24 protein-coding genes and 2 tRNA genes are annotated in these 23,251 nt (G+C 70.0%); 14 read left to right on the top strand and 12 right to left on the bottom strand.

Going from position 1 to position 23,251, the window contains the following annotated elements:
- Positions 1 to 40 precede the first annotated feature (40 nt).
- Complete coding sequence (locus MZC64_RS25350) at positions 41 to 619, bottom strand: suppressor of fused domain protein (RefSeq protein WP_247759196.1); 579 nt, start codon at positions 617 to 619, stop codon at positions 41 to 43.
- A gap of 74 nt (positions 620 to 693) precedes the next feature.
- Between MZC64_RS25350 and MZC64_RS25345 the strand changes: the two genes are divergently transcribed.
- The gene (locus MZC64_RS25345) at positions 694 to 1,233 is read left to right on the top strand and encodes an NADAR family protein (protein WP_247759202.1); all 540 of its coding nucleotides are present in this window, start codon (positions 694 to 696) and stop codon (positions 1,231 to 1,233) included.
- 117 nt (positions 1,234 to 1,350) lie between these two features.
- A complete protein-coding gene (locus MZC64_RS25340) occupies positions 1,351 to 2,019 on the top strand; it encodes a lysophospholipid acyltransferase family protein (RefSeq protein WP_247759204.1) in 669 nt (222 codons plus the stop codon).
- A 3-nt stretch (positions 2,020 to 2,022) separates the two neighbouring features.
- Here MZC64_RS25340 and MZC64_RS25335 read toward each other — a convergent pair whose 3' ends face one another.
- From MZC64_RS25335 to MZC64_RS25325, 3 genes are all read right to left on the bottom strand, one after another.
- Positions 2,023 to 2,517: a nuclear transport factor 2 family protein gene (locus tag MZC64_RS25335; RefSeq protein ID WP_247759215.1), complete on the bottom strand. Its 495-nt coding sequence runs from the start codon at positions 2,515 to 2,517 to the stop codon at positions 2,023 to 2,025.
- Entirely contained in the window at positions 2,501 to 3,148 is a 648-nt protein-coding gene (locus MZC64_RS25330) for a TetR/AcrR family transcriptional regulator (protein WP_282105811.1), read from the bottom strand. The genes MZC64_RS25335 and MZC64_RS25330 overlap by 17 nt, the downstream gene beginning before the upstream one ends.
- 195 nt (positions 3,149 to 3,343) lie before the next feature.
- Positions 3,344 to 3,417: transfer RNA gene (locus MZC64_RS25325), tRNA-Gly, on the bottom strand.
- Between the two features lie 67 nt (positions 3,418 to 3,484).
- Here MZC64_RS25325 and MZC64_RS25320 point away from each other — a divergent pair.
- Positions 3,485 to 3,558 (top strand) — tRNA-Pro (locus MZC64_RS25320).
- A 134-nt stretch (positions 3,559 to 3,692) separates the two neighbouring features.
- On the opposite strand, the gene MZC64_RS25315 is transcribed toward MZC64_RS25320, so the two are convergent.
- Together MZC64_RS25315 and MZC64_RS25310 are read right to left on the bottom strand one after the other, a co-directional pair.
- Positions 3,693 to 4,286 carry a response regulator transcription factor gene (locus MZC64_RS25315; protein ID WP_247759219.1) on the bottom strand — a complete coding sequence of 198 codons (594 nt, stop codon included), beginning with the start codon at positions 4,284 to 4,286 and terminating at the stop codon, positions 3,693 to 3,695.
- Between the two features lie 13 nt (positions 4,287 to 4,299).
- Positions 4,300 to 4,908: a hypothetical protein gene (locus MZC64_RS25310; protein ID WP_247759220.1), complete on the bottom strand. Its 609-nt coding sequence runs from the start codon at positions 4,906 to 4,908 to the stop codon at positions 4,300 to 4,302.
- Positions 4,909 to 5,161: 253 nt separating this feature from the next.
- Between MZC64_RS25310 and tig the strand changes: the two genes are divergently transcribed.
- From tig to MZC64_RS25275, 7 genes are all read left to right on the top strand, one after another.
- Positions 5,162 to 6,526, top strand: a complete 1,365-nt coding sequence (tig, locus tag MZC64_RS25305) for a trigger factor (RefSeq protein WP_247759223.1) — start codon at positions 5,162 to 5,164, stop codon at positions 6,524 to 6,526.
- A 164-nt stretch (positions 6,527 to 6,690) separates the two neighbouring features.
- Positions 6,691 to 7,272, top strand: coding sequence for an ATP-dependent Clp protease proteolytic subunit (locus MZC64_RS25300; RefSeq protein WP_247759902.1), 582 nt, complete (start codon positions 6,691 to 6,693; stop codon positions 7,270 to 7,272).
- A gap of 29 nt (positions 7,273 to 7,301) precedes the next feature.
- Positions 7,302 to 7,931 (top strand): ATP-dependent Clp protease proteolytic subunit, encoded by a 630-nt coding sequence (locus tag MZC64_RS25295; RefSeq protein ID WP_247759224.1) that lies wholly within the window; start codon positions 7,302 to 7,304, stop codon positions 7,929 to 7,931.
- Positions 7,932 to 8,158: 227 nt separating this feature from the next.
- Entirely contained in the window at positions 8,159 to 9,439 is a 1,281-nt protein-coding gene (clpX, locus tag MZC64_RS25290; RefSeq protein WP_185002126.1) for an ATP-dependent Clp protease ATP-binding subunit ClpX, read from the top strand.
- 172 nt (positions 9,440 to 9,611) lie between these two features.
- Positions 9,612 to 10,208, top strand: coding sequence for an alpha/beta hydrolase (locus MZC64_RS25285; RefSeq protein ID WP_247759227.1), 597 nt, complete (start codon positions 9,612 to 9,614; stop codon positions 10,206 to 10,208).
- 12 nt (positions 10,209 to 10,220) lie between these two features.
- On the top strand, positions 10,221 to 11,576 hold the full coding sequence (locus tag MZC64_RS25280; protein ID WP_247759229.1) for a S8 family serine peptidase: 1,356 nt from the start codon (positions 10,221 to 10,223) through the stop codon (positions 11,574 to 11,576).
- Positions 11,573 to 12,331 (top strand): serine protease, encoded by a 759-nt coding sequence (locus tag MZC64_RS25275; protein ID WP_247759230.1) that lies wholly within the window; start codon positions 11,573 to 11,575, stop codon positions 12,329 to 12,331. The genes MZC64_RS25280 and MZC64_RS25275 overlap by 4 nt, the downstream gene beginning before the upstream one ends.
- Here the strand turns inward: MZC64_RS25275 and MZC64_RS25270 are convergent.
- From MZC64_RS25270 to fdhD, 3 genes are all read right to left on the bottom strand, one after another.
- On the bottom strand, positions 12,303 to 13,223 hold the full coding sequence (locus MZC64_RS25270; protein ID WP_247759231.1) for an alpha/beta hydrolase family protein: 921 nt from the start codon (positions 13,221 to 13,223) through the stop codon (positions 12,303 to 12,305). The genes MZC64_RS25275 and MZC64_RS25270 overlap by 29 nt on opposite strands.
- Positions 13,224 to 13,383: 160 nt before the next feature.
- Positions 13,384 to 14,562, bottom strand: coding sequence for a CaiB/BaiF CoA-transferase family protein (locus MZC64_RS25265; protein WP_247759232.1), 1,179 nt, complete (start codon positions 14,560 to 14,562; stop codon positions 13,384 to 13,386).
- A 19-nt stretch (positions 14,563 to 14,581) separates the two neighbouring features.
- Positions 14,582 to 15,412 (bottom strand): formate dehydrogenase accessory sulfurtransferase FdhD, encoded by an 831-nt coding sequence (fdhD, locus tag MZC64_RS25260; RefSeq protein ID WP_247759233.1) that lies wholly within the window; start codon positions 15,410 to 15,412, stop codon positions 14,582 to 14,584.
- Positions 15,413 to 15,503: 91 nt separating this feature from the next.
- On the opposite strand from fdhD, the gene MZC64_RS25255 reads away from it, so the two are divergent.
- The 4 genes from MZC64_RS25255 (at position 15,504) to MZC64_RS25240 (ending at position 18,794) form a co-directional block, all read left to right on the top strand.
- The gene (locus MZC64_RS25255; protein ID WP_247759234.1) at positions 15,504 to 16,868 is read left to right on the top strand and encodes an OFA family MFS transporter; all 1,365 of its coding nucleotides are present in this window, start codon (positions 15,504 to 15,506) and stop codon (positions 16,866 to 16,868) included.
- 173 nt (positions 16,869 to 17,041) lie between these two features.
- On the top strand, positions 17,042 to 17,794 hold the full coding sequence (locus tag MZC64_RS25250; RefSeq protein ID WP_247759236.1) for a VOC family protein: 753 nt from the start codon (positions 17,042 to 17,044) through the stop codon (positions 17,792 to 17,794).
- A 92-nt stretch (positions 17,795 to 17,886) separates the two neighbouring features.
- Entirely contained in the window at positions 17,887 to 18,168 is a 282-nt protein-coding gene (locus MZC64_RS25245; protein WP_247759237.1) for a hypothetical protein, read from the top strand.
- Positions 18,165 to 18,794, top strand: a complete 630-nt coding sequence (locus MZC64_RS25240; RefSeq protein WP_247759239.1) for a hypothetical protein — start codon at positions 18,165 to 18,167, stop codon at positions 18,792 to 18,794. Before MZC64_RS25245 ends, MZC64_RS25240 begins: the two co-directional genes overlap by 4 nt.
- A gap of 10 nt (positions 18,795 to 18,804) precedes the next feature.
- Here MZC64_RS25240 and MZC64_RS25235 read toward each other — a convergent pair whose 3' ends face one another.
- The 3 genes from MZC64_RS25235 to MZC64_RS25225 form a co-directional block, all read right to left on the bottom strand.
- Positions 18,805 to 21,114 (bottom strand): FdhF/YdeP family oxidoreductase, encoded by a 2,310-nt coding sequence (locus MZC64_RS25235; RefSeq protein ID WP_247759240.1) that lies wholly within the window; start codon positions 21,112 to 21,114, stop codon positions 18,805 to 18,807.
- Positions 21,115 to 21,169: 55 nt separating this feature from the next.
- Positions 21,170 to 21,940, bottom strand: coding sequence for a sugar phosphate isomerase/epimerase (locus tag MZC64_RS25230; RefSeq protein WP_247759241.1), 771 nt, complete (start codon positions 21,938 to 21,940; stop codon positions 21,170 to 21,172).
- Between the two features lie 312 nt (positions 21,941 to 22,252).
- Positions 22,253 to 23,173, bottom strand: a complete 921-nt coding sequence (locus MZC64_RS25225; protein ID WP_247759242.1) for a hypothetical protein — start codon at positions 23,171 to 23,173, stop codon at positions 22,253 to 22,255.
- Positions 23,174 to 23,251 lie beyond the last annotated feature (78 nt).

Raw genomic sequence — 23,251 nt, 5'->3', positions numbered from 1 at the left:
CCCCGTAAACGGGACACCAGCGCGGCATTCACCATTTCTGCTATTCGAACTGGCGAGCCGCGGAAACACCGCTCCGGCGGAAATCCGTGAGATCCGGGTCCTCGTTCTCGAATGCCTTCTCCAGCTGCGCCCAGCCGATACGCAGCGCTAACTCCGCCTCGCCGGTGGTGACCGGGATCAGCCAGGTCAACTGCACCGGCCGGTCCGTCACCAGCACCGTCCGGAACTCATCCGGCAGATAGACCGGTAACGCCGCGTAGAAGGCGGTCAGCCCGCCGACCGGGAAGATCTGCCCCCTTGGCCCGATCACCTGACCCCTGGCCAGCCCGCGTCCGGTGCCCAGCAGTTCGGCCCCGACCTGGTCCAGCAGCGCGGGCACGAACTCCTGCAGCTGCTCGTCCCTGGTGTGCATGACCAGCTCCTGGCACACCCACCCGCCGCCGGGCAGTTCCAGCCGGGCCGCGGACAGGCCGACGGTCGCGTGCGTGCGCACCCCGCCGAAGGGCCGGTCCGGCCCGAACTGGGCGATCCGGAACGGCATCGGCGCCCCGGTGTCGTCGGTGTCCCACTCGTGTTCGGGCGGCCCGAGGTAGTGCTCCAGGTGTCGGTTCAGCTGCACCCGGCGGAGTCTGGTCGACGCGGGGCCGGTTGTCTGTGGGTCAGTGGCGTGAACCCGGGTGAGAGGATCCCGGCATGACCAAGGCCGATCTGCTGGCCCGGCCGGACCGGCCCGAGCTGCTGCTGTTCTGGGGCCACCGGCCCGAATCCGACGGGAGCGCGGGCAAAGGCTGCCTGAGCCAGTGGTGGCCGGCGGAACTCGACGACGACGGCCTGCGCTTCCGCAGCGCCGAGCACTACATGATGTTCCACAAGGCCCTGCTGTTCGAGGACCAGGACACCGCGGCCCGCATCCTGGCCGCCGACGACCCCGGCGAAGCCAAAACCCTGGGCCGCCAGGTGAAATCCTTCGACTCGGCGACCTGGGCCGCCCGCCGCGTCGCCATCGTCACCACCGGCAACGAACTCAAGTTCACCCAGCACCCCGACCTGGCCGCCTACCTGCTCGGCACCGGCGACCGCATCCTGGTCGAGGCCAGCCCCCTGGACGCGGTCTGGGGCATCGGCCTGACCGCCGACGACCCCAGGGCCACCGACCCGGCGCGGTGGCCGGGGGAGAACCTGCTCGGCTTCGCCCTGATGACCGTGCGCGCCCGCCTCCGCGCCGCGATGTGAGTGCGCACACCACGACCCGGGAAATTGTCCGGTTGCGACCTCGGTCGTAACGACACTGTCCATCGCCGGTCATCTGAGGTCGTAGGCTCAACGAAGCGAGCGTGTCGAGGAGGTTCGGTGCTGTACAGGTTGCTCAAGCGGCTACTGGGTCGGCTGGTCCGGTTGGTGTGGCGCCCGACGGTGCTCGGACTGGAGAACCTGCCCAAGGACGGCCCGTTCATCCTGGCCGCCAACCACCTCTCCTTCGCCGACAGCCTGATGCTCCCCCTGGTCGTCCCCCGCCAGGTCGCCTTCCTGGCCAAGGCCGAGTACTTCACCGGCAAGGGCCTCAAGGGCGCCGTCCTGCGCTGGGTCTTCACCGCCCTCGGCCAGATCCCGGTCGAACGCGGCAAGGGCCGAGCCGCAGGCCAGGCCCTGGACACCGCCCTGGAAGTCCTCCAGGCAGGCGGCGCCTTCGGCATCTACCCCGAAGGCACCCGCTCCCGCGACGGTCAGCTCCACCGCGGCCACGTCGGCGTCGCCCGCCTCGCCCTCACCTCCGGCGCCCCGGTCATCCCCGTCGGCCTGATCGGCACCGACCGCCTGCAACCACTGGGCAAAAAGATCCCGCGCATCCGCCCGGTGACCATCCACTTCGGCACCCCGCTGGACTTCACCCGCTACGACGGCATGAACGAGTCGCTGCCGATCCTGCGCTCGGTGACGGACGAGATCATGTACCAGATCATGGAGCTGTCCGGGCAGGAGTACGTGGACCGCTACGAGAAGCCCCCGGCCGCCGCCTGACCCTCACCCCCGGTCGGGCGTGGCCAGCGGCACCAGCCGCCGGTCCCCGACCTTGGTCAACAGCGCCAACGGCTTCCCGGCCAAAGTCAGCAAAGCCACCACCCACCAAGGCTTCCCCAGCTCCCGCGCGATCGGCCCGCCAAACGCCGCCATCAACGCGGTAAGCCCCGGCAACGGCCGCACCGACAAGGTGATCGAGGAAATCAGCCCCGCAGAGTTCACCTCAACCCGGGCAGTCTCCTCCACCTCCTGCCCCCCAACGGTCGCCGTATGCACCAAAACCCGCACCCGCTCATCCCCAACATCCGACCGATACCGCAACCCCGTCAGCTCCCGCAGCGCCACGGTCAGCACCGCCCGAACCTCCCGCTTCCCCACAAACCGCACCCGCATCGTCAACGGCGAGTGCAAAACCACATCCTCAGCCAACGTGGCCAACACCCCCGCCAGGTCCCCAGCCTCACCAGCGGCCCGATAGCGCTCAGTCGTCGTGCTCATCGCCGTTCCCCTCAGTAGATGCGCTCAGCCCAGAAAGCCCCCGCCAAACCAAATCCGCAGTCAGCCCCTCAACCTGCTCCCGACCAACCCCCGGATTCCGCAACCACCAAGCGACCATGGCGTTCAACGTCCACTTGGTCCCCTCTGCCAACGCCTCCTCCGCCTGCTGGCGAGACATCCCAGCCGGGAGGCTCAGGTGCGGGATGCGCTGCAGCAACCCGGTCAGCGCGGTAGAGGCATCCTGCTGTCCGCGCTGATGAGCGGGGGAGAGCGCGGGATCGGTGGGCGGCTCAGCGAAGAGCAGCCGCCACCCCACCGGATTTCCTTCAATCCACCCAAAGATCAACGACAACGTATGCCGCACCAACCCCTCGGCCGACAACCCCGAGGGCGGCACCGCCCAAGCTCGATTGAGCCCAGCCGCATGCTCCTCGATCACGGCTTGGTACAACGCATCCTTGGCCGAGAAGTGGTCATACAAAACGGGAGTAGTGATCCCGGCAGCTCCCGCGACTTCCCGCATAGACGCCCCGCCGTACCCACGCAAGGCGAACACCTCCCCAGCAGCCCGCAAGATCACCTCCCGCCGCTCCCCAGGACTAAGACGCTTACGACCCGATTTACCTGACATCAGTCAGGTACGCTACAGCAAAACCTGACACCCGTCAGGTACGAAGCGAAGCGAGCCAAAGCGACGGCAAAGCCGAGCCCGAACAGGGGGTCCGGGGGCAAAGCCCGCCGGCGTGGGGGCGCGGGGGCTCGGCCCCCGCTGAAAATGCGGAACGCCCCGGGGAAGCGCCAAGGCGCGACCACGGGGCGAGCAGCGTGGAGCGGGCGACGGGAATCGAACCCGCGTAGCTAGTTTGGAAGACTAGGGCTCTACCATTGAGCTACGCCCGCGTGGGCCCGGTTGGCCGGGCTCCGGTGTGAGCTTACCGGGTCGCGCGGTATGGTCTGCACGAGACCCCGGGATGTGGCGCAGCTTGGTAGCGCATCCGCTTTGGGAGCGGAGGGTCGCAGGTTCAAATCCTGTCATCCCGATTTCCGCTCGGAGCCGAGGTGTGCCTGCTGGGAAGCGCAGGCCCCTCGGCTCCAAGTGTCTACCCGGGGGCCCGAGCCCCCGGACCCCCACGGTGCGGTTGGTGCTGAACCAGCGTGGTCTCTTGGCTGGTCCCTCACTCGTCCCACCCTCGCCGGACGCCGTAGCGGATCAGCGCTGCCCTGTCTGGGACTCCCAGTTTGGTTTGCAGTTTGGTGATGGTGTTGCGGACTGTTTTGGGGCTTACCAGTAGGTGTTCGGCGATGGTGATGGTGTCGAGGCGCCTGGCCAGCAGTCGGAGTAACTCGTGTTCTCGGTCGGTCAGGTTGTGGGTGGTTGCCGGGGCCGTGAGGGGTTCGCCGGTGCAGGCCTGGGCTATGGCGGCGCGGAGTTCTGGGGGGCCTGCTCCTTTGAGGAGGTAGCCGGCGGCTCCTGCCTTGATGGACTTGAGGATGGCTTCCTGGTCTTCCGCGACGGTGAGGACCACCACTCGGATCGAGGGGTTTCTGGCCAGGATCCGGGTGGTGGCCTCGAAGCCGTCCATGACGGGCATGGTCAGGTCCATCAGGACCAGGTGCGGTGACGTTTCGGCGGCCAGGCGGACTGCTTCCATGCCGTCGGCGGCCAGGCCGACGATGTCGTGGCCGTCGGCGGTGAGCAGGTCGCGCAGGCCGATGCGGAACAGCGGATGGTCGTCGGCGATCAGGATGCGCAGCGGCGGCGGCGACATGGGTGGGCTGCGGTCAGTGGTGGCCGGGGAGGGCGGCGAAGACGCAGCCTTCCGCGTCCGCCGGGAAGGTGTCCGCCTGCACGCCCTTGACCGGCTTGCACCACAGGTGGCGCAGGCCGAGTTTCTCCGTGCCGAACTCGGCCGAGGTGACCGCGAAGCCGTTGCCGAAGCCGAAGTCCGGGTTCTCCGTGAGCGCGCCCTCGCCGAGGCCGCGCAGCCAGAACTGCTGCAATTCCTTGATCTTGTCCGGGGTGAACAGCACCAGGCCGATCTTGGCGTGCTCGGGCACCGCGCAGGTGGCCCATTCGGCGATGAACGGCTCGTACCGCTTCGCCCGCAGCTCACCCAGGTAACCGGGTAATTCGGACTTGCTCACAGTTTTGGCGTCCGCGCAGGCCCCGGTCTTCTGCTTGACCCAGTCGATCACCTGGTTCATCGAGGTCAGCTGGGTGCCGAGGGAGGCCGAACCGGCGCGTGGACCGGTGGCCGTGGGACTGGGCGGTCCGCCGTGTCCGCCATGCGTGCCAGCGGGCTCGGTCGGTTGGCCCCCGCCGCACGCCGCCACCAGGACCAGACTGGCCAGCAAGGCCAGAAGTCCTTGCCCGCAACGATTTTTCGTCATCAACACGCCCTCTCCCACGAACGGACCGGCGGCGGGATGATCCATTGACGAGGGTAGGCAAGCGGGGAGTCGGACACAACGGCCGTGGCGACGCGGGGTCATCCGGCGATCACGCAGCGCGGCCCTTCGCGGGGGCCTTGCCGCACCCGCGACCGGTGGACTCCGCGGGTGCGCTTAGACTCGCCGGAGGACCCGGCGTCATTAGCGCTCGGGTGTCTGCACGCGCCTGTTTTTGTTCGCACGAGGAGAATACGTGAAGAGCACCGTCGAGCAGCTGAGCCCGACGCGCGTCCGGATCAACGTCGAGGTGCCGTTCGACGAGCTCAAGGCGAGCTTCGACCGGGCATACCGCAAGCTGGCCAAGCAGGTCCGGATCCCGGGCTTCCGTCCGGGCAAGGCGCCCGCGCGGGTGCTGGAGACCCGACTTGGCCGCGGCGTTGTCCTGGACGAGGTCGTCAACGAGGCCATCCCCGCGAAGTACCTCGAAGCCGTCAACGCCGGCGAGGTGAAGACGCTGGGCCGCCCGGACATCGAGGTCACCAAGATCGAGGACGGGCAGAGCCTGGAGTTCACCGCCGAGGTCGACATCCGTCCGGAGATCACCGTGCCCGCCTTCGGCGAGCTGGCTGTCTCCGTCGACGATGTCGAGGTCACCGACGAGGACGTGGTGAGCCAGCTCGATGAGCTGCGCGCCCGCTTCGGCAGCCTGGTCGGCGTCGAGCGCCCGGCCGCCACCGGTGACTTCGTCTCGGTCGACCTGTCCGCCACGGTGGACGGCAACGAGGTCGAGGACGCCCGCACCAACGGCCTGTCCTACGAGATCGGCTCCGGCCAGCTCGTGGACGGTATCGACGAGGCACTGGTCGGCGCTTCCGCCGGGGAGACCAAGTCGTTCACCACCACCCTGGTGGCCGGTGAGCACGCCGGCCGCGAGGCCGCGGTCAACGTCACCGTGCAGACCGTCAAGGAACGGCAGCTGCCCGAGCTGGACGACGAGTTCGCCCAGCTGGCCAGCGAGTTCGACACCCTGGACGAGCTGAAGGCCGACCTGCAGACCCGGCTCGGCCGGGTCAAGGCCATGCAGCAGGGCATGGAGGCGCGGGACAAGGTCCTGGAGGCGCTGCTGGAGGCCACCGAGGTCCCGATGCCGGAGACCGCGGTGGACGCCGAGATCGAGGTCCGCAAGCACGACGCGGTGCACCGCTTCGAGCACGACGAGGCCCGGTTCGCCGAGTGGCTGGCCACCCAGGACAAGACCGTCGAGGAGTTCGACGCGGAGACCCGCGCCGAGTCCGAGCGCACGGTCAAGACCCAGCTGGTGCTGGACGCGATCGCGGACGCCGAGCAGACCACCGTCTCGGACAACGAGCTGACCGAGCGCATCGTCTACCAGGCGCAGAGCTTCGGCATCAGCCCGGACGAGTACGTGCAGCGGGCCCAGCAGTCCGGCCAGCTCGGCGCGATCTACGCCGACGTGCGCCGCGGCAAGGCCCTGGCCGGGGTGGTGGCCCAGGCCACCGTCACCGACGCCTCGGGCAACAAGGTCGACCTGGATGAGCTGTTCGGCAACGTGAACAAGAAGGACGAGGCCGAGAAGGCCGAAGCCACCGCGGAGTGATCAACACCGCGCGTTGCCGAAAAGATTCCGGAACACGCTGATAGCGAACGCGGGCGGTGTCGGGAGTACGACACCGCCCGCGTTCGTTAGGGTCGTTTGTAGAGATCCTCCAGAACCGAAGGCAGGCACACGTGACGCAGTACCCGACCGTCCCGGCGCCCCAGATGCGGGCAGGCAGCGCAGGGCTGACGCTCAACGACTCGGTGTACGAGCGGCTGCTCCGTGAGCGCATCATCGTCCTGGGCTCCCAGGTCGAGGAGAACATCGCGAACCAGATCTGCGCTCAGCTGCTGCTGCTCGCGGCCGAGGACGACGAGCGCGACATCTACCTCTACATCAACTCCCCCGGTGGCTCGGTCACCGCGGGCATGGCGATCTACGACACCATGGAGCTGATCAAGCCCGACGTGGCCACCGTGGCCATGGGCCTGGCCGCCTCGATGGGTCAGTTCCTGCTCTCCGCGGGCGCCCGGGGCAAGCGGTCCGCCCTGCCGCACGCGCGGATCATGATGCACCAGCCCTCGGCCGGGCTGGGCGGCACCGCCGCGGACATCGCGATCCAGGCGGAGATGCTGATCAAGCACAAGCAGGAGATGGCCGAGCTGATCGCGACGCAGACCGGGCAGCCGGTGGAGAAGATCGTCACCGACTCCGACCGCGACCGCTGGTTCACCGCGGAGGAGGCCAAGGAGTACGGCTTCATCGATCACGTGGCCACCTCCGCCAGCCAGCTGCCGCGCGGCTGAGCGCCAGCACGAGTACGAGGAGTAAGAAGATGAGCGAGCTTTACCGCCCTCAGTCCCGTTACGTGCTGCCGTCGTTCGTGGAACGCACCAGCTACGGGGTCAAGGAGTCCAATCCGTACAACAAGCTCTTCGAGGAGCGGATCATCTTCCTCGGGGTGCAGATCGACGACGCCTCGGCGAACGACGTCATGGCGCAGTTGCTGTTCCTGGAGTCCGACGACCCGGACCGCGACATCACGATGTACATCAACTCGCCGGGTGGCTCCTTCACCTCGCTGATGGCCATCTACGACACCATGCAGTACATCCGCCCGGACATCGCGACCTTCTGCCTCGGCCAGGCCGCCTCCGCGGCCGCCGTGCTGCTGGCCGCGGGCACTCCAGGTAAGCGGGGCGCGCTGCCGAACGCGCGGATCATGATCCACCAGCCCTCCACCGAGGGCGTGTACGGTCAGGTGTCGGACCTGGAGATCCAGGCCCGGGAGATCGACCGGATCCGCCGTCAGCTCGAGACCACGCTGGCCCGGCACACCGAGCGGACCCCGGAGCAGGTCCGCCAGGACATCGACCGCGACAAGATCCTGACTGCGGCCGAAGCCAAGGACTACGGCATCGTGGACACCGTGCTGCCGTACCGGAAGCTGTCCGCCCAGTCCTGACCAACGCCGGTACCCCGTGATCCGCGACACGCCGAGCGCCGCCCAGGACTGGCGGTGCTCGGCGGGTACGGGGGAGGCTGGGGCCCTCGGAAGTATTCAGTGACAGGTCTGGATGCTTCAGAGAGCTTGTCGACCTCCCGCTGCCCGGGGTAGTGCGGGTACCGTCAACAGCGAACACGGCCAGGCGCGTCGTCAGGGCGCGCCAGAGGGGACAGAGGTCAGCGGCCATGGCACGTATCGGTGACGGCGGAGACCTGCTCAAGTGCTCTTTCTGCGGCAAGAGCCAAAAGCAGGTCAAGAAGCTCATCGCCGGCCCCGGCGTGTACATCTGCGATGAGTGCATCGACCTCTGCAACGAGATCATCGAGGAAGAACTCGCCGAGGCCGGGGACGTCAAGCTCGACGAACTCCCCAAGCCCCTGGAGATCCACGAGTTCCTCGACCAGTACGTCATTGGCCAGGACGATGCCAAGCGGACGCTCTCGGTGGCGGTCTACAACCACTACAAGCGGATTCAGGCCGGCGACCGGGGCAGGGACGGCCGGGACGACGGCATCGAGATCGCCAAGTCGAACATCCTGATGCTCGGGCCCACCGGCTGCGGCAAGACCTATCTCGCGCAGACCCTGGCGAAGCTGCTGAACGTGCCGTTCGCCATCGCGGACGCCACCGCGCTGACCGAGGCCGGGTATGTCGGCGAGGACGTCGAGAATATTCTTCTGAAGCTGATCCAGGCCGCGGACTACGACGTCAAGCGGGCCGAGACCGGCATCATCTACATCGACGAGGTGGACAAGATCGCTCGCAAGAGCGAGAACCCCTCGATCACCAGGGACGTCTCCGGCGAAGGCGTGCAGCAGGCGCTGCTGAAGATCCTGGAGGGCACCACCGCGAGCGTGCCGCCGCAGGGCGGTCGCAAGCACCCGCACCAGGAGTTCATCCAGATCGACACCACGAACGTGCTGTTCATCGTGGCCGGGGCCTTCGCGGGCCTGGAGAAGATCGTGCACGAGCGCACCGGCAAGCGCGGGGTCGGCTTCGGCGCGGAGATCCGCTCCAAGGCCGAGGTCGACGCCACCGACGTCTTCGGGCAGGTCATGCCGGAGGACCTGATCAAGTTCGGCCTGATCCCGGAGTTCATCGGCCGCCTGCCGATCGTGGCCAGCGTGATGAACCTGGACAAGGTCAGCCTGGTCAAGATCCTCTCGGAGCCGAAGAACGCGCTGGTCAAGCAGTACCAGAAGCTGTTCGAGATGGACGGCGTGGAGCTGGAGTTCACCAAGACCGCGCTGGAGGCCATCGCCGACCAGTCGGTACTGCGTGGCACCGGCGCCCGTGGGCTGCGCGCGATCATGGAGGAGGTGCTGCTGCCGGTGATGTACGACATCCCCAGCCGCACCGACGTCGCCAAGGTGGTCATCACCGAGCAGACCGTCCGCGAGAACGTGAACCCCACGATCGTCTCCCGCCAGCCGAGCCGCCGCGAACGCCGCGACAAGTCCGCCTAGCCCCACAACGGCCAACGCCCCGTACGACAACGGCCAACACGCCGGCAGGGTTTTCAACCTCCGGGAGTGTTGGCCGTTGTTGTACGTCGGGTTGGCTGTTGTGGGACGCCTGATCCGGTTGTTTTCGCCGGGTGGGGGCCGGTGGTGGGTGGCTGGGCGGTATGTCTGGATCATGCGAGCGCTGCATGTGGTTCTGCTGCACGGGTGGCGGGGTGCCGGGGCTGGGCACTGGCTGAGCTGGCTGGCCGGGCAGTTGCGTGGGCTGGGGGTGGTGGTGGACGCGCCCGTGTTGCCCGCGCCTGAGCTGAGTGGCTGGTTGCCGGTGTTGCGGGCCAGTCTGGCCGCGGCGGCGCCCTCGGCCGATCTGGTGGTGCTCGGGCATGGGCTGGGCGCGACGCTGTGGCTGCATCACGCGGCAGGGGTGGACGGGCGGGATCGGCGGGCGCACCGGGTGTTGCTGGTGGCTCCGCCGGGGCCGGGCTGGCGGCATCCCGAGGTGCGGGGGCTGAATCCGCCGCCGGTGGATCCGCGGGCGTTGCGCCGGGCGGCCAGCATCACCCGCCTGGTGGCCGGGCAGGGCGATCCGTACTGCGCCCGGCTGGACGCGTATGGGCTGGCCACGGGGCTGGGTGTGGAGCTGGACCTGGTGCCCGGCGGGGAGCATCTGGACGAGGACACCGGGTTCGGGCCGTGGCCGGAGGTGCTGGCCTGGACCCTGGGCCGGGCGCCGAGTCTGCTCAGTGGCGGCCCGGCGCGGGCGCGCACGTAGTAGAACGATCGGGTGATCCTTCGTTCCGTGTCCGGTCTGCTCGCGCTGGCGCTGCTCGCGCCGGTGACGCCGGCCGTCGCCGCCGCCGCGGACTGCGCGCCCGCGGCCTTCACCTACACCGTGCTGTTCGGCCCGCACACTCCGCGGGCCACCGTCGAACGGCAGCTGACCGCGCACTGCGGCACGCCAGTGCACTACTACCCGGAGATCGGCGTGGCCGTGGCCAGTGCCGATGCCGACTTCGACCGCCGGATCGGGGTGGACCGGGCCTTCAGCGCGGCCAAGGCCCGCGGGCCGGTCGCCGAGGCCAGCGCACTGGCCGTGGCCGAGCAGCCGGACCGCACCGGCGAGCAGTGGGACATGCGGATGCTGCGCACCGCGCAGGCGCACACCGTGACCACCGGCAGCCGGGACGTCGTGGTCGGCGTGCTGGACACCGGGGTGGACGGCAAGCACCCGGAACTGGCCGGGGCGCTCGACCCGGCGCTGTCCGCGGGCTGCGAGACCGGCAAGCCGGACACCGATCCGGCGGCCTGGGGACCCAAGCACGGGCACGGCACCGGCGTCGCGGGCGTGCTCGCCGCGGCCGCGGACGGCAAGGGCATCACCGGGGTGGCGCCCGGGGTGCGGATCGCCTCGGTGCAGCTCATGCGACCGGACGGCTATATGGACCCTGAGGGCGTCGTGTGCGGGTTCATGTGGGCCGCCCGGCACAAGTTCACCCTGACCAACGGCAGCTGGTCCAGCGGCCCGTGGGCCTTCCTGTGCTCGGACCGGCCGGGGGAGCAGGTGGCCATTGAGGCGATCACCAGGGCGGTCCGGCACGCCACCGGGCGCGGGGTGCTGCATGTGGCCTCGGCCGGGAACTTCGCCGCCGACCTGACCGACCCGAAGACCGATCCGCTGCGGCCGCCGGGCAACACCATCGACAAGAACTGCCGGCTGCTGCCCAACCAGCTGCCCGAGGTGGTCACCGTGTCCGCGGTCGGCTACGGCCGCACGCTGTCCAGCTACAGCGACTACGGCGCCGGGACCGTGCACGTGACCGCTCCCGGCGGCGACCGCGCCCAGGTGCCGCCGGCGGGGGAGGGCCCGGCCATGCCGCTGTCCACCACCCCGGACGGCGGCTACGGCTCCTTCGGCGGCACCTCGGCCGCCGCGCCCAAGGTCGCCGGCGTGCTGGCGCTGCTGGCGAGCAAGTACGGCAAGCTGCCGCCCAAGGCGCTCAAGGAACTGTTGCTGCGCACTGGGGTCCAGCCGCTGGCCTGCCCGGCCGGAGACGCTCGCTGCACCACGGACAAGCAGGGACGGACCAGCTTCTACGGCTACGGGCTCCTCGACGCGGCCAAGGCGGTGCGGGCCGGATGAGGTCCTCGCTGGCGGGCGCGGTGCTGGTGCTGCTGGCGGTGCCCGCCAGCGTGGCCGTCGCGGACGGCGACGGCGGCTACCCGCCCAGGCCGCCGAAGCCGCCGGTCGCGGTGGCCTTCGACGGGCGCCCGGCGGTGGGCGCGCTGTTCGCCCACGGCGGGGCCGGACCGCATTTCTGCACCGCGACCGTGATCACCAGTCCCGGGCGCAACCTGCTGATCACCGCCGCGCACTGCATGTTCGAGAACGAGACCGGGCCACCGCGGCGGGACACCGCCTTTGTGCCCGGCTACCGGGACGGCCGGCGGCCGCACGGCACCTGGCCGGTGCGCGAGGTGGTGGTGAGCCCGGAGTGGCGGGAGCGGGCCGATCCGGACCACGACGTGGCCATCCTGGTGCTGGACCCGGGCATCGAGGACCGGACCGGGGCGCACCGGCCGCTCCTGGACACCCGGCGGGACCAGGTGGTCGAGGTGCCCGGCTACCCGGTCCGGGACGAACGCCCGGTGACCTGCCGGAACTGGACCACCGAGTTCAGCCGGACCCAGCGCGGGTTCGACTGCCGCGGCTACCTGACCGGCACCAGCGGCGGGCCCTGGCTCACCGCGCGCGGCGAGCTGCTCGGCGTGGTCGGCGGCCACCAGTTCGGCGGCGACGAGATCCTGCACAACCACAGCCCGTACTTCGGCGCCCAGGTCCGCACGCTCTACGAGCGGGCCCAGCAGGTCAGACCGACGGCAGGTGGCGGCCGATGAAGCGGACCATGTCCGGGCTGACCCGGTCGAAGTAGGTGCTGTCGTGCCGGCCCGGTCCGGTGGAGCCCACCAGCGGCCGGGCCTGCCGGATGAACTGGCGGCTGCCGTCGATGAAGCTGTCCTCGGTGCCGCACCACAGGCCGACCCGGGCCGAGCCGAGCTTGTCGATGTGCCGCAACGGGTTCATCGACTCCCACTCGGCGTTGTCCCGGAACGCCTTGCGCTTGTGCATCTCCGGCCAGGAGGTGATCAGCGCCGGCGAGATGGCCGCGACCGCGCGCACCGGGCGGCCGCGTTCCTGACGGCGCCGGGTGTAGAGCAGCGAGCCGAACCCGCCCATGGAGATGCCGGCCACCGCGAACGGCAGGCCGTCACCGCCGCCGAGACCGCGTTCGGCCAGCCAGCCCGGCAGGTCGTCCAGCAGCATGCCCATCGGGTTGTCCCCCGGCTGGGCGTGCCAGTAGTTGTTGCCGCCGCCGTCGACCGCGACGAAGGCGAACGGCGGCACCTGGCCACGCGCGACCGCCGCGGCCAGCGCGGAGGGCAGCGCGCCCGGCGCCGCGTTGCGCGCGGTGCCGAAACGGCCGTGCAGCAGCAGGCAGACCGGCAGGCCGCTGCGGTCGGCCTGCGGTGACATGGTCACCAGGTCGACCTCGCGGTTGCGGTGCGCGGAGAAGACCCGCTCCACCCGCACCGTGCCGCCGCTGCCCGGCTTGGTGGTCGCGCCGGTTCCAGCGGCCCCCAGCGTGCGCAGCACACTCGGATCGACCTGCCCCAGTTCGTCCTGGTGACTCAGCGTGGCGCCGAATCCGGCGACCGCGGCTGCCCCGGCCAGTGCTCCCCACAGCACCGTGCGCCGGGAGACGAGCCCCCTGGCTTTGTGTTCGTGCATCCCCTGCACACCCCCTCACAGAGAGAAACCGTCCACTGCTCCGTTTGTGTTACATGACGGAGGCCTGCTTGTCAGGGCCGACCATGATGCAGACGCCATTTTCGGTCGGTTGGTTCGCCACAGGTGGGGGTGATTCAGGACACACTGTCACTGAAGGTGACTAGATAACCGCGTTCCGCCGGAGGTTGTTGATCTCTTCTGGGTGATAGCCGAGCCAGTCAAGTACCAGATCGTTGTGTTGACCCAGGTCCGGCACGGGTGCTGGGGCCCAGGCGGAGCCCGAATCGTCCACCGGCGGGCGCAGCATCCGGACCGCCGTGCCGCCGGGCACCGGCACCTGTGCCCAGCGATCCCGGACCGCCAGCTGGGGGTGTTCGGCGAGGTCGAGCACGGTGCGGGTGCGCGCGGCGGGCACGTCGGCGGCGTCCAGGGCGGCGAGCAGGTCGGCCGCGGTGGTCCGGTCGAAGGCGGGCTGTAGCTCCGCGTGCAGCTCGGCCCGGCGTGCGACCCGGTCGGCGACGGTGCCGAACCGCGGGTCCGCGGCCAGTCCGGGTTGCCCGGTGACCGCGCACAGCCGTCGCCACTGGCCCTCGTTCTGCACCGCCAGGTGCACGCTGTCCCCGTCCCCGCAGCGGAACGGCCCGTACGGCGCGATGCTCGCGTGGTGCGCGCCGGTGCGTGGCGGGACCACACCGGTGCCGGTGGCGTAGAGCATCGGCTGGTGCATCCACTCCGCGAGCGCCTCCAGGAGGGTCAGCCGCAGGGTGGCGCCCTCGCCGGTGCGGGCCTGGCGCAGTAGCGCGGCCAGCACCGCGGCGTGCAGCTGGACCCCGGCGGCGATATCGGCCACCGAGATCCCGGCCCGGCCGGTGACCTCGCCCTCGCCGGTCAACTCGATCAGCCCGGCCTCGGACTGGATCAGCGCGTCGTAGGCCTTGCGGGTCGCGTACGGGCCTTCCTCGCCGTAGCCGGAGAGTTCGCCGGCGATCAGGCCGGGGCGGTGCGCGCGCAGGGTGTCCGCGTCCAGGTCCAGGCGGCGGGCGGCGGCGGGGGAGAGGTTGCACAGCACCACGTCGACGCGGTCGAGCAGCCGGTCCAGCACGGCCCGGCCGTCGGGGTGTTTGAGGTCGAGGGTGAGTGACTCCTTGCCCAGGTTGACCCAGGCGAAGTAGCTGGACACCGGGCCGCAGGCGGTGTCGTAGCCGCGGGCGAAGTCCCCGGTGCCCGGCCGCTCGATCTTGATCACCCTGGCGCCGAGGTCGGCCAGCAGGCGGGTGGCATACGGCACGGCGACGGCCTGCTCGATGGCGAGCACGGTGGTTCCCTCAAGTGGCTGCACCGGCCCAGTCTCGCCGGTGCTACTCCGGCAGGACGATGCGCTCCGCGCCGGTGTAGACGTTCATCGACTCCCCGCGCAGGAAGCCGATCAGGGTGATGCCCTGCTCGGCGGCCAGTTCCGCCGCCAGTGAGGACGGCGCGGACACCGCGGCCAGCATCGGCAGCCCGGCCATCGCGGCCTTCTGCACCAGCTCGAAGGAGGCCCGGCCGGAGACCATCAGCACGTGCCCGCCCAGCGGCACCCGGCCTTCCAGCAGTGCCCAGCCGAGCACCTTGTCCACCGCGTTGTGCCGCCCGACGTCCTCCCGCACCGCGAGCAGCTCACCGTCCATTGTGGCCAGTCCGGCCGCGTGCAGGCCGCCGGTGGCCTCGAAGACCCGCTGCGCGGCACGCAGGGACCCGGGCAGGCCGGTGAGCACGGCCGGGGTGATCCGGGAATCGTCCGCGGCGGGGGAGAAGCGGGTCTTGAGCTTGACCGCGTCCAGCGCGGCCTTGCCGCACACCCCGCAGGAGGAGGTGGTGTAGAAGTTGCGCTCCACGCCGACATCCGGCGGGGCCACGCCCTCGGCCAGAGCCACGTCCAGCACGTTGTAGGTGTTGCGGCCCTCGTCGTCGGTGCCGTCGCAGTAGCGCGCGGTGCGCACGTCCGCCGCCTCGCCGATGACCCCTTCGGTGAGCAGGAAGCCGTGCGCCAGCTCGACATCGTGCCCTGGAGTGCGCATGGTGACCGCCAGTGCGCGGCCGTTGACCCGCAGTTCGAGCGGCTCCTCCACGGCGAGCGCGTCCGGCCTGCGCACCACTCCCTTCGGCGAGATCCGGAGCACTGGACGACGTGCTGTCACCCGTCCCATCCGAGGACCTCCAAACCCTGTACAACCTGGGACCCAGAGCCTAGGTTGCGCACTTAGGTTGTCACTTCAACTATATGCCTGGAGGTGCGCTGTGGCGCTCGGCTTCCTGGACCGCTCCCGGGTGGTCGCGCCGCCCGGCTGGAGCCGCTGGCTGATCCCCCCGGCCGCGCTGTCGGTGCACCTGGCGATCGGACAGGCCTACGCCTGGAGCGTGTTCAAGTCGCCGCTGGAAGGCGCGTTGTCGTTGTCGGGCACCGCGAGCGCGCTGCCGTTCCAGCTCGGCATCGTGATGCTCGGGCTCTCCGCGGCCTTCGGCGGCACCCTGGTGGAGCGTAACGGTCCGCGCTGGGCCATGTTCGTCTCCACCGTCTGCTTCTCCTCCGGCTTCCTCATCGCCGCGCTCGGCGTGGCCACCCGGCAGTACTGGCTGGTGGTGCTCGGCTACGGCGGCATCGGCGGGATCGGGCTCGGCATCGGCTACATCTCCCCGGTGTCCACCCTGATCAAGTGGTTCCCGGACCGGCCGGGCATGGCCACCGGGATCGCCATCATGGGCTTCGGCGGCGGCGCGCTGATCGCCTCGCCCTGGTCGGCGGCCATGCTGGACGGCTTCGGCAAGGACATCACCGGCATCGCGCAGACCTTCATCACGCACGGCCTGGTCTACGCGGTGTTCATGTCCGTGGGCGTGCTGCTGGTGCGGGTGCCCGCGCCGGACTGGAAACCCAAGGGCTGGAGCCCCAAACCGGCCGCGGCCGGCGGCATGATCACCACCGCCCAGGTCTCGGCGAACAACGCCATCCGCACCCCGCAGTTCTGGCTGCTGTGGGTGGTGCTGTGCTTCAACGTGACCGCGGGCATCGGCATCCTGGAGAAGGCCGCGCCGATGATCAGGGACTTCTTCGCCAACTCCACGCTGCCGGTCAGCGCCGCCTCGGCCGCCGGGTTCGTCGCGCTGCTCTCGCTGACCAACATGGTCGGCCGGTTCGTCTGGTCCTCCACCTCGGACCTGGTGGGGCGCAAGAACATCTACCGGCTCTACCTCGGCGTCGGCGGGCTGCTCTACCTGGCCATCGCACTGGCCGGGGACGTCTCCACACCGCTGTTCGTGGGCTGCGCCATGGTCATCCTGTCCTTCTACGGCGGTGGGTTCGCCACCATCCCGGCCTACCTGAAGGACCTCTTCGGCACCTACCAGGTAGGCGCCATCCACGGCCGCCTGCTCACCGCCTGGTCGCTGGCCGGGGTGCTCGGCCCGCTGATCATCAACGCCATCGCGGACGCGCAGAAGGCCGCGGGCAAGTCCGGCCCGGCGCTCTACACCACCTCGCTCTACATCGTGATCGGCCTGCTGGTGGTCGGCTTCATCGCCAATGAGCTGGTCCGGCCGGTGCATCCGCGATTCCACGAACCCCAGCGGCCGCAGGCCGCGCCGAGCAAGGCGGAGGCGGTCTGATGAATCCCCGGTACAAGCCGGTCATGGCCTTCGCCTGGCTGTGGGTCGGACTGCCCTTCGCCTACGGGCTCTTCGAGCTGGTGCGCAAGGTGACCCAGCTGTTCACCGGCTGAGAGCGCGATTGTCGGTGGGGCGGGACAGACTGGGCGTCCACCTCACGGAAGGAACCGACCATGCCGGAGCGGGACGGCTACACCGCGGGCACGCCGAGCTGGGTTGACGTGTCCACACCGGATCTGGACGCGGCCAAGGAGTTCTACGCCGCGCTCTTCGGCTGGACCTACACCCCTGGCGAGGAGAAGTACGGCTACTACGTCAACGCGCTGCTGCGGGACCGGATCGTGGCCGGGCTGGGCCCGGCGCAGCCCGACGCGCCGCCGATGTGGGGCAGCTACCTGCACACCGAGGACGCCGAGGGCGCGGTGGCGCGAGCGCGTTCGGCAGGCGGCACGATCGTGGTGGAGCCGATGACGGTCGGCTCGTTCGGCACCATGGCCATCGCGCTGGACCCGGCCGGCGCGCTGATCGGTTTCTGGCAGCCGGATGAGCATCACGGCGCCGGACTGGTCAACGAGCACGGCACGCTGGTCTGGAACGAGCTGCGCACCACCGCGGTGGACGCGGCGAAGTCCTTCTACGGCAGCATTTTCGACTACGACTACAGCGAGGTGCGGGGCGCGCCGGAGTACCCGGTGTTCGAGCTGGCCGGTCAGCAGGTGGCCAGCGCCGAGCCGGTGCACCGGGCGGAGGAGCGGCCGCACTGGCTGGTCTACTTCGGAACGTCCGATGTGGACGCCACCGTGGCTGCCGCGCGCGAGCTGGGCGGTGCGGTGGTCGAGGAGATCACCGAGACCGCCTACGGCCGGATGGCGGTGCTCGCCGACCCGTGGGGCGCCGTGTTCGCCGTGCTGCACCTGGGGGAATGAGACTGCTCGGGCACCGGGAGCGATCGAGTTGTCGCTCCCGGCACCCAGGGGTGTCCGCGACCCGATAGCCTGCTGCCCGGGAGGGGGCGGACATGAACGGATTCGGGCTCAACCAGGACGAGCTGCGCGCGCTGGCCCAGCGGTTGTCCTTGGCCACCAAGGACATCGAGGCCACCCGCAAGAGCTGGGACGCCGGCACCAGGGACGGCGCGACCTTCGCGACCACCGACGCGGGCAAGACCCACCTGGCCTTCCAGCAGCACCTCTTCGACACCCTGCGGGCCAGGGTGCGCGCCTTCGACACGCTGACCGGCCAGGCCAGGGACAGCCTGCAGGGCTATGCCACCGCCGATGACAAGCAGGGCCTGCGATGAGCCGCGGCGACAGCCAGGACCTGGCCCTGCGCGCCACCCGGTTGACCAACCTGGCCGAGACGCTCACCGTCGGCACCCTGGAGGACGGCATCCGGATGGGCATGACCCAGCTCGGCCCGCTCACCGGCGACGCGGACCGGCTGGCCGATCTGGCCGGGGCCTACCGGGCGGCGGCCACCGAGTTGCGGGACACCGGCGTGGAACTGCTCGCCGAGTACGCCGACACCGTGCCCTGGCAAGGAAAAGCGGCGGCCGCGGCGGCCGAGGTGATCTCGGCCGAAGGCAGGCGCCTCGGCGAGGACGCGGAGATCCTGGCCGCGGCGGCGACCTTGCTGGCCGGGCACGCGGAGCGGTTCGCCCAGGCCCGGCGGGAGCACCAGGAGCTGCACCAGCGGTTCGTGGAGCTGGGGCACAAGGTCAGCCTGCTGCTGCCGGTGCTGGCGCTCGACCCGGGCAGCGCGCTGGCCTTCACCGGGCTGGTCGCGGACGCGCTGACCGACTCGGCGGCGCTGCTGGACGCGGTGCGCTCGGATGTGGACGGGATCGCGGATGGCTTGCGGCGCATGCAGGACGGCGGCGTGACCGCGGCCAGGGAACTGACCGCGGCCACCGCCTCGGCGCGGTGAGCGCGGGCGCTCAGGCCCGGCGCGGCTCCAGCCGGATCACGATCGACTTGGACATCGGGGTGTTGGAGATCCGCGCCGTGGCATCCAGCGGCACCAGGGCGTTGGCCTCCGGGAAGTAGGCCGCCGCGCAGCCGCGGGCGGTCGGGTAGGCGATCACCCGGAACCGCTCGGCCCGGCGTTCCTTGATCTTCTGCGGATCCTGCGCCCACTCGCTGACCAGGTCGACGATGGCGCCGTCCGGGATCTCCAGCTCGGCCAGGTCCTCCGGGTTCACCAGCACCACCCGGCGGCCGTTCTGCACGCCGCGGTAGCGGTCGTCCAGGCCGTAGATGGTGGTGTTGTACTGGTCGTGGCTGCGCATGGTCTGCAACAGCAGCCTGCCCGCCGGGATCTCCGGGGCCTCGAAGGCGTTCACGGTCAGGTTGGCTCGGCCGGTGCTGGTCTCGAACCGGCGGGAGTCCCGCGGCGGGTGCGGCAGCACGAACCCGTCCGGCTGGCGGACCCGGCGGTTGAAGTCGGCGAAACCCGGTACCACGTGCGCGATCCGGTTCCGGATCTTGTCGTAGTCGCGCTCGAACTCCGCCCACGGCACCGGATGCCCGTCGCCCAGGGTCGCCCTGGCCGCCCGGCAGATGATCGCGATCTCGGACAGCAGCGCGGGCGAGGAGGGCTTGAGCCTGCCGCGGGAGCGGTGCACCACCGACATCGAGTCCTCGACCGTGACGAACTGGTCCTTGCCCGCCTGCTGGTCCCGGTCGGTGCGGCCCAGGGTGGGGAAGATCAGCGCGGCGCGGCCGGGCACCACGTGCGAGCGGTTCAGCTTGGTGGAGACCTGCACGGTCAGCGCGCAGTTGCGCAGCGCGGCCTCGCTGACCTCGGTGTCCGGGGTGGCCGCGGCGAAGTTGCCGCCCATGGCCAGGAACACCCTGGCCTGCCCGTCCCGCATGGCGCGCAACGATTCCACCGTGTCAAAGCCGTGCCTGCGCGGCACGGTGATGTGGAACTCGTGCTCCAGCGCGGCCAGAAACTCCTCCGGCATCTTCTCCCACACCCCCATGGTGCGGTCGCCTTGCACGTTGGAGTGGCCGCGAACCGGGCACACGCCAGCACCCGGCTTGCCGATCATGCCGCGGGTCAGCAGGACGTTCATGACCTCCTGGATGGTGGGCACCGAGTGCCGGTGCTGGGTGAGCCCCATGGCCCAGCAGATCACCGTGCGCTCGGAGTCCATCAGCATCCGGCTGAACCGGGCGATCTCCTTGCGGGACAACCCGGTCGCCCGGTCCACCTCGGACCAGTCCAGCTTCTGCAGGTGCTCGGCGTAAGCCTCGAAACCGTGTGTGTGCGCCTGCACGAAGTCCCAGTCGACCACGGTGCCCGGCGCGGCCCGCTCGGCCAGCAGCAGCAGGTGCCCGACCGCTTGGAACAGCGCCAGGTCGCCGCCCAGCTTGATCTGCAGGAACAGATCCGCCAGCGGGGTGCCCCGGCCGATCAGGCCCCGCACGTTCTGCGGGTTCTTGAACCGCATCAGCCCGGCCTCGGGCAGCGGGTTCACCGCGACCACCTTCGCGCCGCGTGACTTGGCCTGCTCCAGCGAGGACAGCATGCGCGGGTGGTTGGTGCCCGGGTTCTGGCCCACCACCACGATCAGGTCCGCCGACTCCAGATCGGCCAGGCTCACCGAGCCCTTGCCGATGCCGATGGTCTCCTTCAACGCCGCGCCGGAGGACTCGTGGCACATGTTGGAGCAGTCCGGCAGGTTGTTCGTGCCCAGGCTGCGGGCGAACAGCTGCCACAGGAAGGCGGCCTCGTTGCTGGTGCGGCCGGAGGTGTAGAAGACCGCGTCATCCGGCGAGGGCAGCCCGCGCAGTTCCTCGGCCAGCAGCTCGAAGGCGTTGTCCCAGGAGATCGGCTCGTAGTGGCTGCCGCCGGGCCGCAGCACCATCGGCTCGGTCAGCCTGCCCTGCTGCCCCAGCCAGTAGTCGGTTTTGCCCGCGAGTTCGGCCACCGGGTGCGCGGCGAAGAACTCCCGCCCCACGGTGCGCTTGGTCGCCTCCTCGGCCACCGCCTTGGCGCCGTTCTCGCAGAACTCGGCCAGCTTGCGGTGTCCCTGTGCCTCCGGCCAGGCGCAGCCGGGGCAGTCGTAGCCCTCGCGCTGGTTCAGCAGCCGCAAGGTGCGGGCCGTGCGGAAGGCCCCCATCTGTTCGACGCCGTGCTGCAACGACACCAGGACACCGGGGATCCCGGCGGCCCAGGTCTTCGGCCGGGAGACCGTCAGGCCGGTCTCGTCGACATCGTGTTCGGGTGCCTCACGCGCCATGTCCACATCCTGCGCCGGGGTGCCCGCAAACCACCAATCGGGTGCCCCCCAAATGTCACCCGAGCGGGTGGGTCAACCAGTCACGCAGGGTGGCCGCATCCCGGAGGAAGATCGCCGGCGAGTCCTCGGGCACGAACTCCACCAGCGCGAACCGGTCCCGGCCGTCCGCGGCGAGTTCGGCCAGCACCGGCTGCCAGAGGTCTGCCCGTTCGGCCAGCGGCAGCCGATCCTTCCCACCACCTGGACCCCAGCTGAACACGTGCGTGGTCACCAGCTCCGGCAGCAACGCCCGCACCTCGGTCAGCGCCACCGCCCCCGGCTGGCCCCCGGCGGGTTGCCAGTAGGGCACCACCTCTGCCCGGTCCACCTCGGCGAACAGCGCGGTGGCCGAGGCGAGGGTGTCGGTGAGGGTGTTCCGGTGATATTCCAGCGCGATCCGCATGCCGTGCCCCGCCGCCGCCTCGCCCGCCCGCCGCAACGCCTGCACGGTGCAGGCCCGCTGCGCCGGAGTCGCCTCGGCCGAGCCGAGCATGCCAGCCCAGACCCGGATCAACGGCGCGCCCAGCGCGGCCGCGGTGCGCACCACCGGGTCCAGGTCGGCCGGATCGCTGTGCCCCGCGCGGTAGTAGGAGCCGTAGGCGGCCACGGTCAGCCCGGCCGCGGCGGTCAGCTCCCGGGCGGTCTCGGCGGCGGCGAGATCCCCGGCCGGGACATGCACATCGCCACCCCACTCGATCGCTTCCAGGCCCGCCGCGGCGGTCAACCGCACCACCTCGGGCACACCGAGTTGCCGGAAGGTCACCGAAACCAGACCAGGAACGATCAACGGATCTCCTTGCGGCCACGGACGGAATGCGCTTTCCCGGCATCGTACGTGCCCAAACCCACCACGAGAAGGCCGCTGGCCAGGACCGGAGAAGACAAGGCGCGCAGCAGGACCACGCGCTCACTTGCTGCGAAACAGGCGTGGCGCGTAGCGACACGGCGGGCTCTTCCCCAGCGGCGGGGTACCGATTTTTCGCGTTGCCTTGTCGTGCGTCCGACGCATCCGAAGCTTGCTTCGCGTGCGGCGGATGCACGACGAGGCGACTCAGAGCGAAAAATCCAGCGTGCGGAGCACGCCAATCAGATACAGCCGCTACTTCTTGCAGCCGTCCTCATCGCCCACCGGCGAGTTCGGGTCGAAGTAGTGCTTGCGGTCGTGCTTGGCCGTGGGCTCCGGACCGTTCGTGCGCCGCTGCTGGTTCTCCCGGAAGGTCGGGGCGAGCAGTTCCTTCTCCGAGGCCGAGCAGCTCATCAGGTAGTCATAGCCGTTGAACTTCTCGCCCCACCACAGGCCGTGCTGGCTCTTGCGGATCTGTTTGTTGTCCTCCAGGAACCACTCCGCCTCGCGGCGCTGGATGGCGATCAGCTCGTGCGGGTCGGTGATCTTCTCCGGCTGGTCCGGCTTGAAGGCGTAGGCCATCACGTAGTTGGTGGTCGCGGTCAGCTTGCCCTTGGCGTCCAGGAACACCTTCAGCTCGCCCTTGACCTTGGGTTCGACCTCCAGCAGCGGGTAGCCGGGGGCGATCCGGGTGTAGAGGAACGAGCCGCCGTCCACCGGCAGCTTCTCCTTCTCCCGGTGCTCGTCGTACTGCTCCCGCGCCTCGGGCGCCATCAGCGCGAAGACGTGCTCGGTCTTGCCCTCCACGATCACCCTGCGGTCCAGCCGGGCGGTGATCAGCACCTTGCGCACCTGTTCGGCGAAGGCCCGGACCTGCTCCGCGCTGTACTTGCCGAGCTTGCCGGTCTCCGGCAGCGTGATCCCGGCCGCGCCGTCGGCCCACAGCCCGGCCTCGGTGCCCAGGAACGGGGTGGTCAGGTTGACCTTGGGGGTGCTGCTGGTGGGGTTCGCGCCGCCGATGCCCTCGGGCGCCAGGCCGTTGAGCAGGCCGGTCCGGTAGAGCACGGCCCCGGTCACGCCGAGGGCGATGACCAGGCCGATTCCGAGGAAGCGGCCGCCGTTGCGGCGCCAGAACGCACGGCGCTTGATCTCGCGCACCTGTGGGTCCTCGGTCATGCCAACCCCCCGAATGAGTGAAAACGTGCCGAGGTTAGCAGCGGCCGCCGCGGGGCCGGGAGTCTTGTCGCTGGTCGG

This window comes from Crossiella sp. S99.2 (assembly GCF_023094165.1).
GTDB lineage: Bacteria > Actinomycetota > Actinomycetes > Mycobacteriales > Pseudonocardiaceae > Crossiella.
This window is presented reverse-complemented; position numbering and strand designations above follow the sequence as displayed.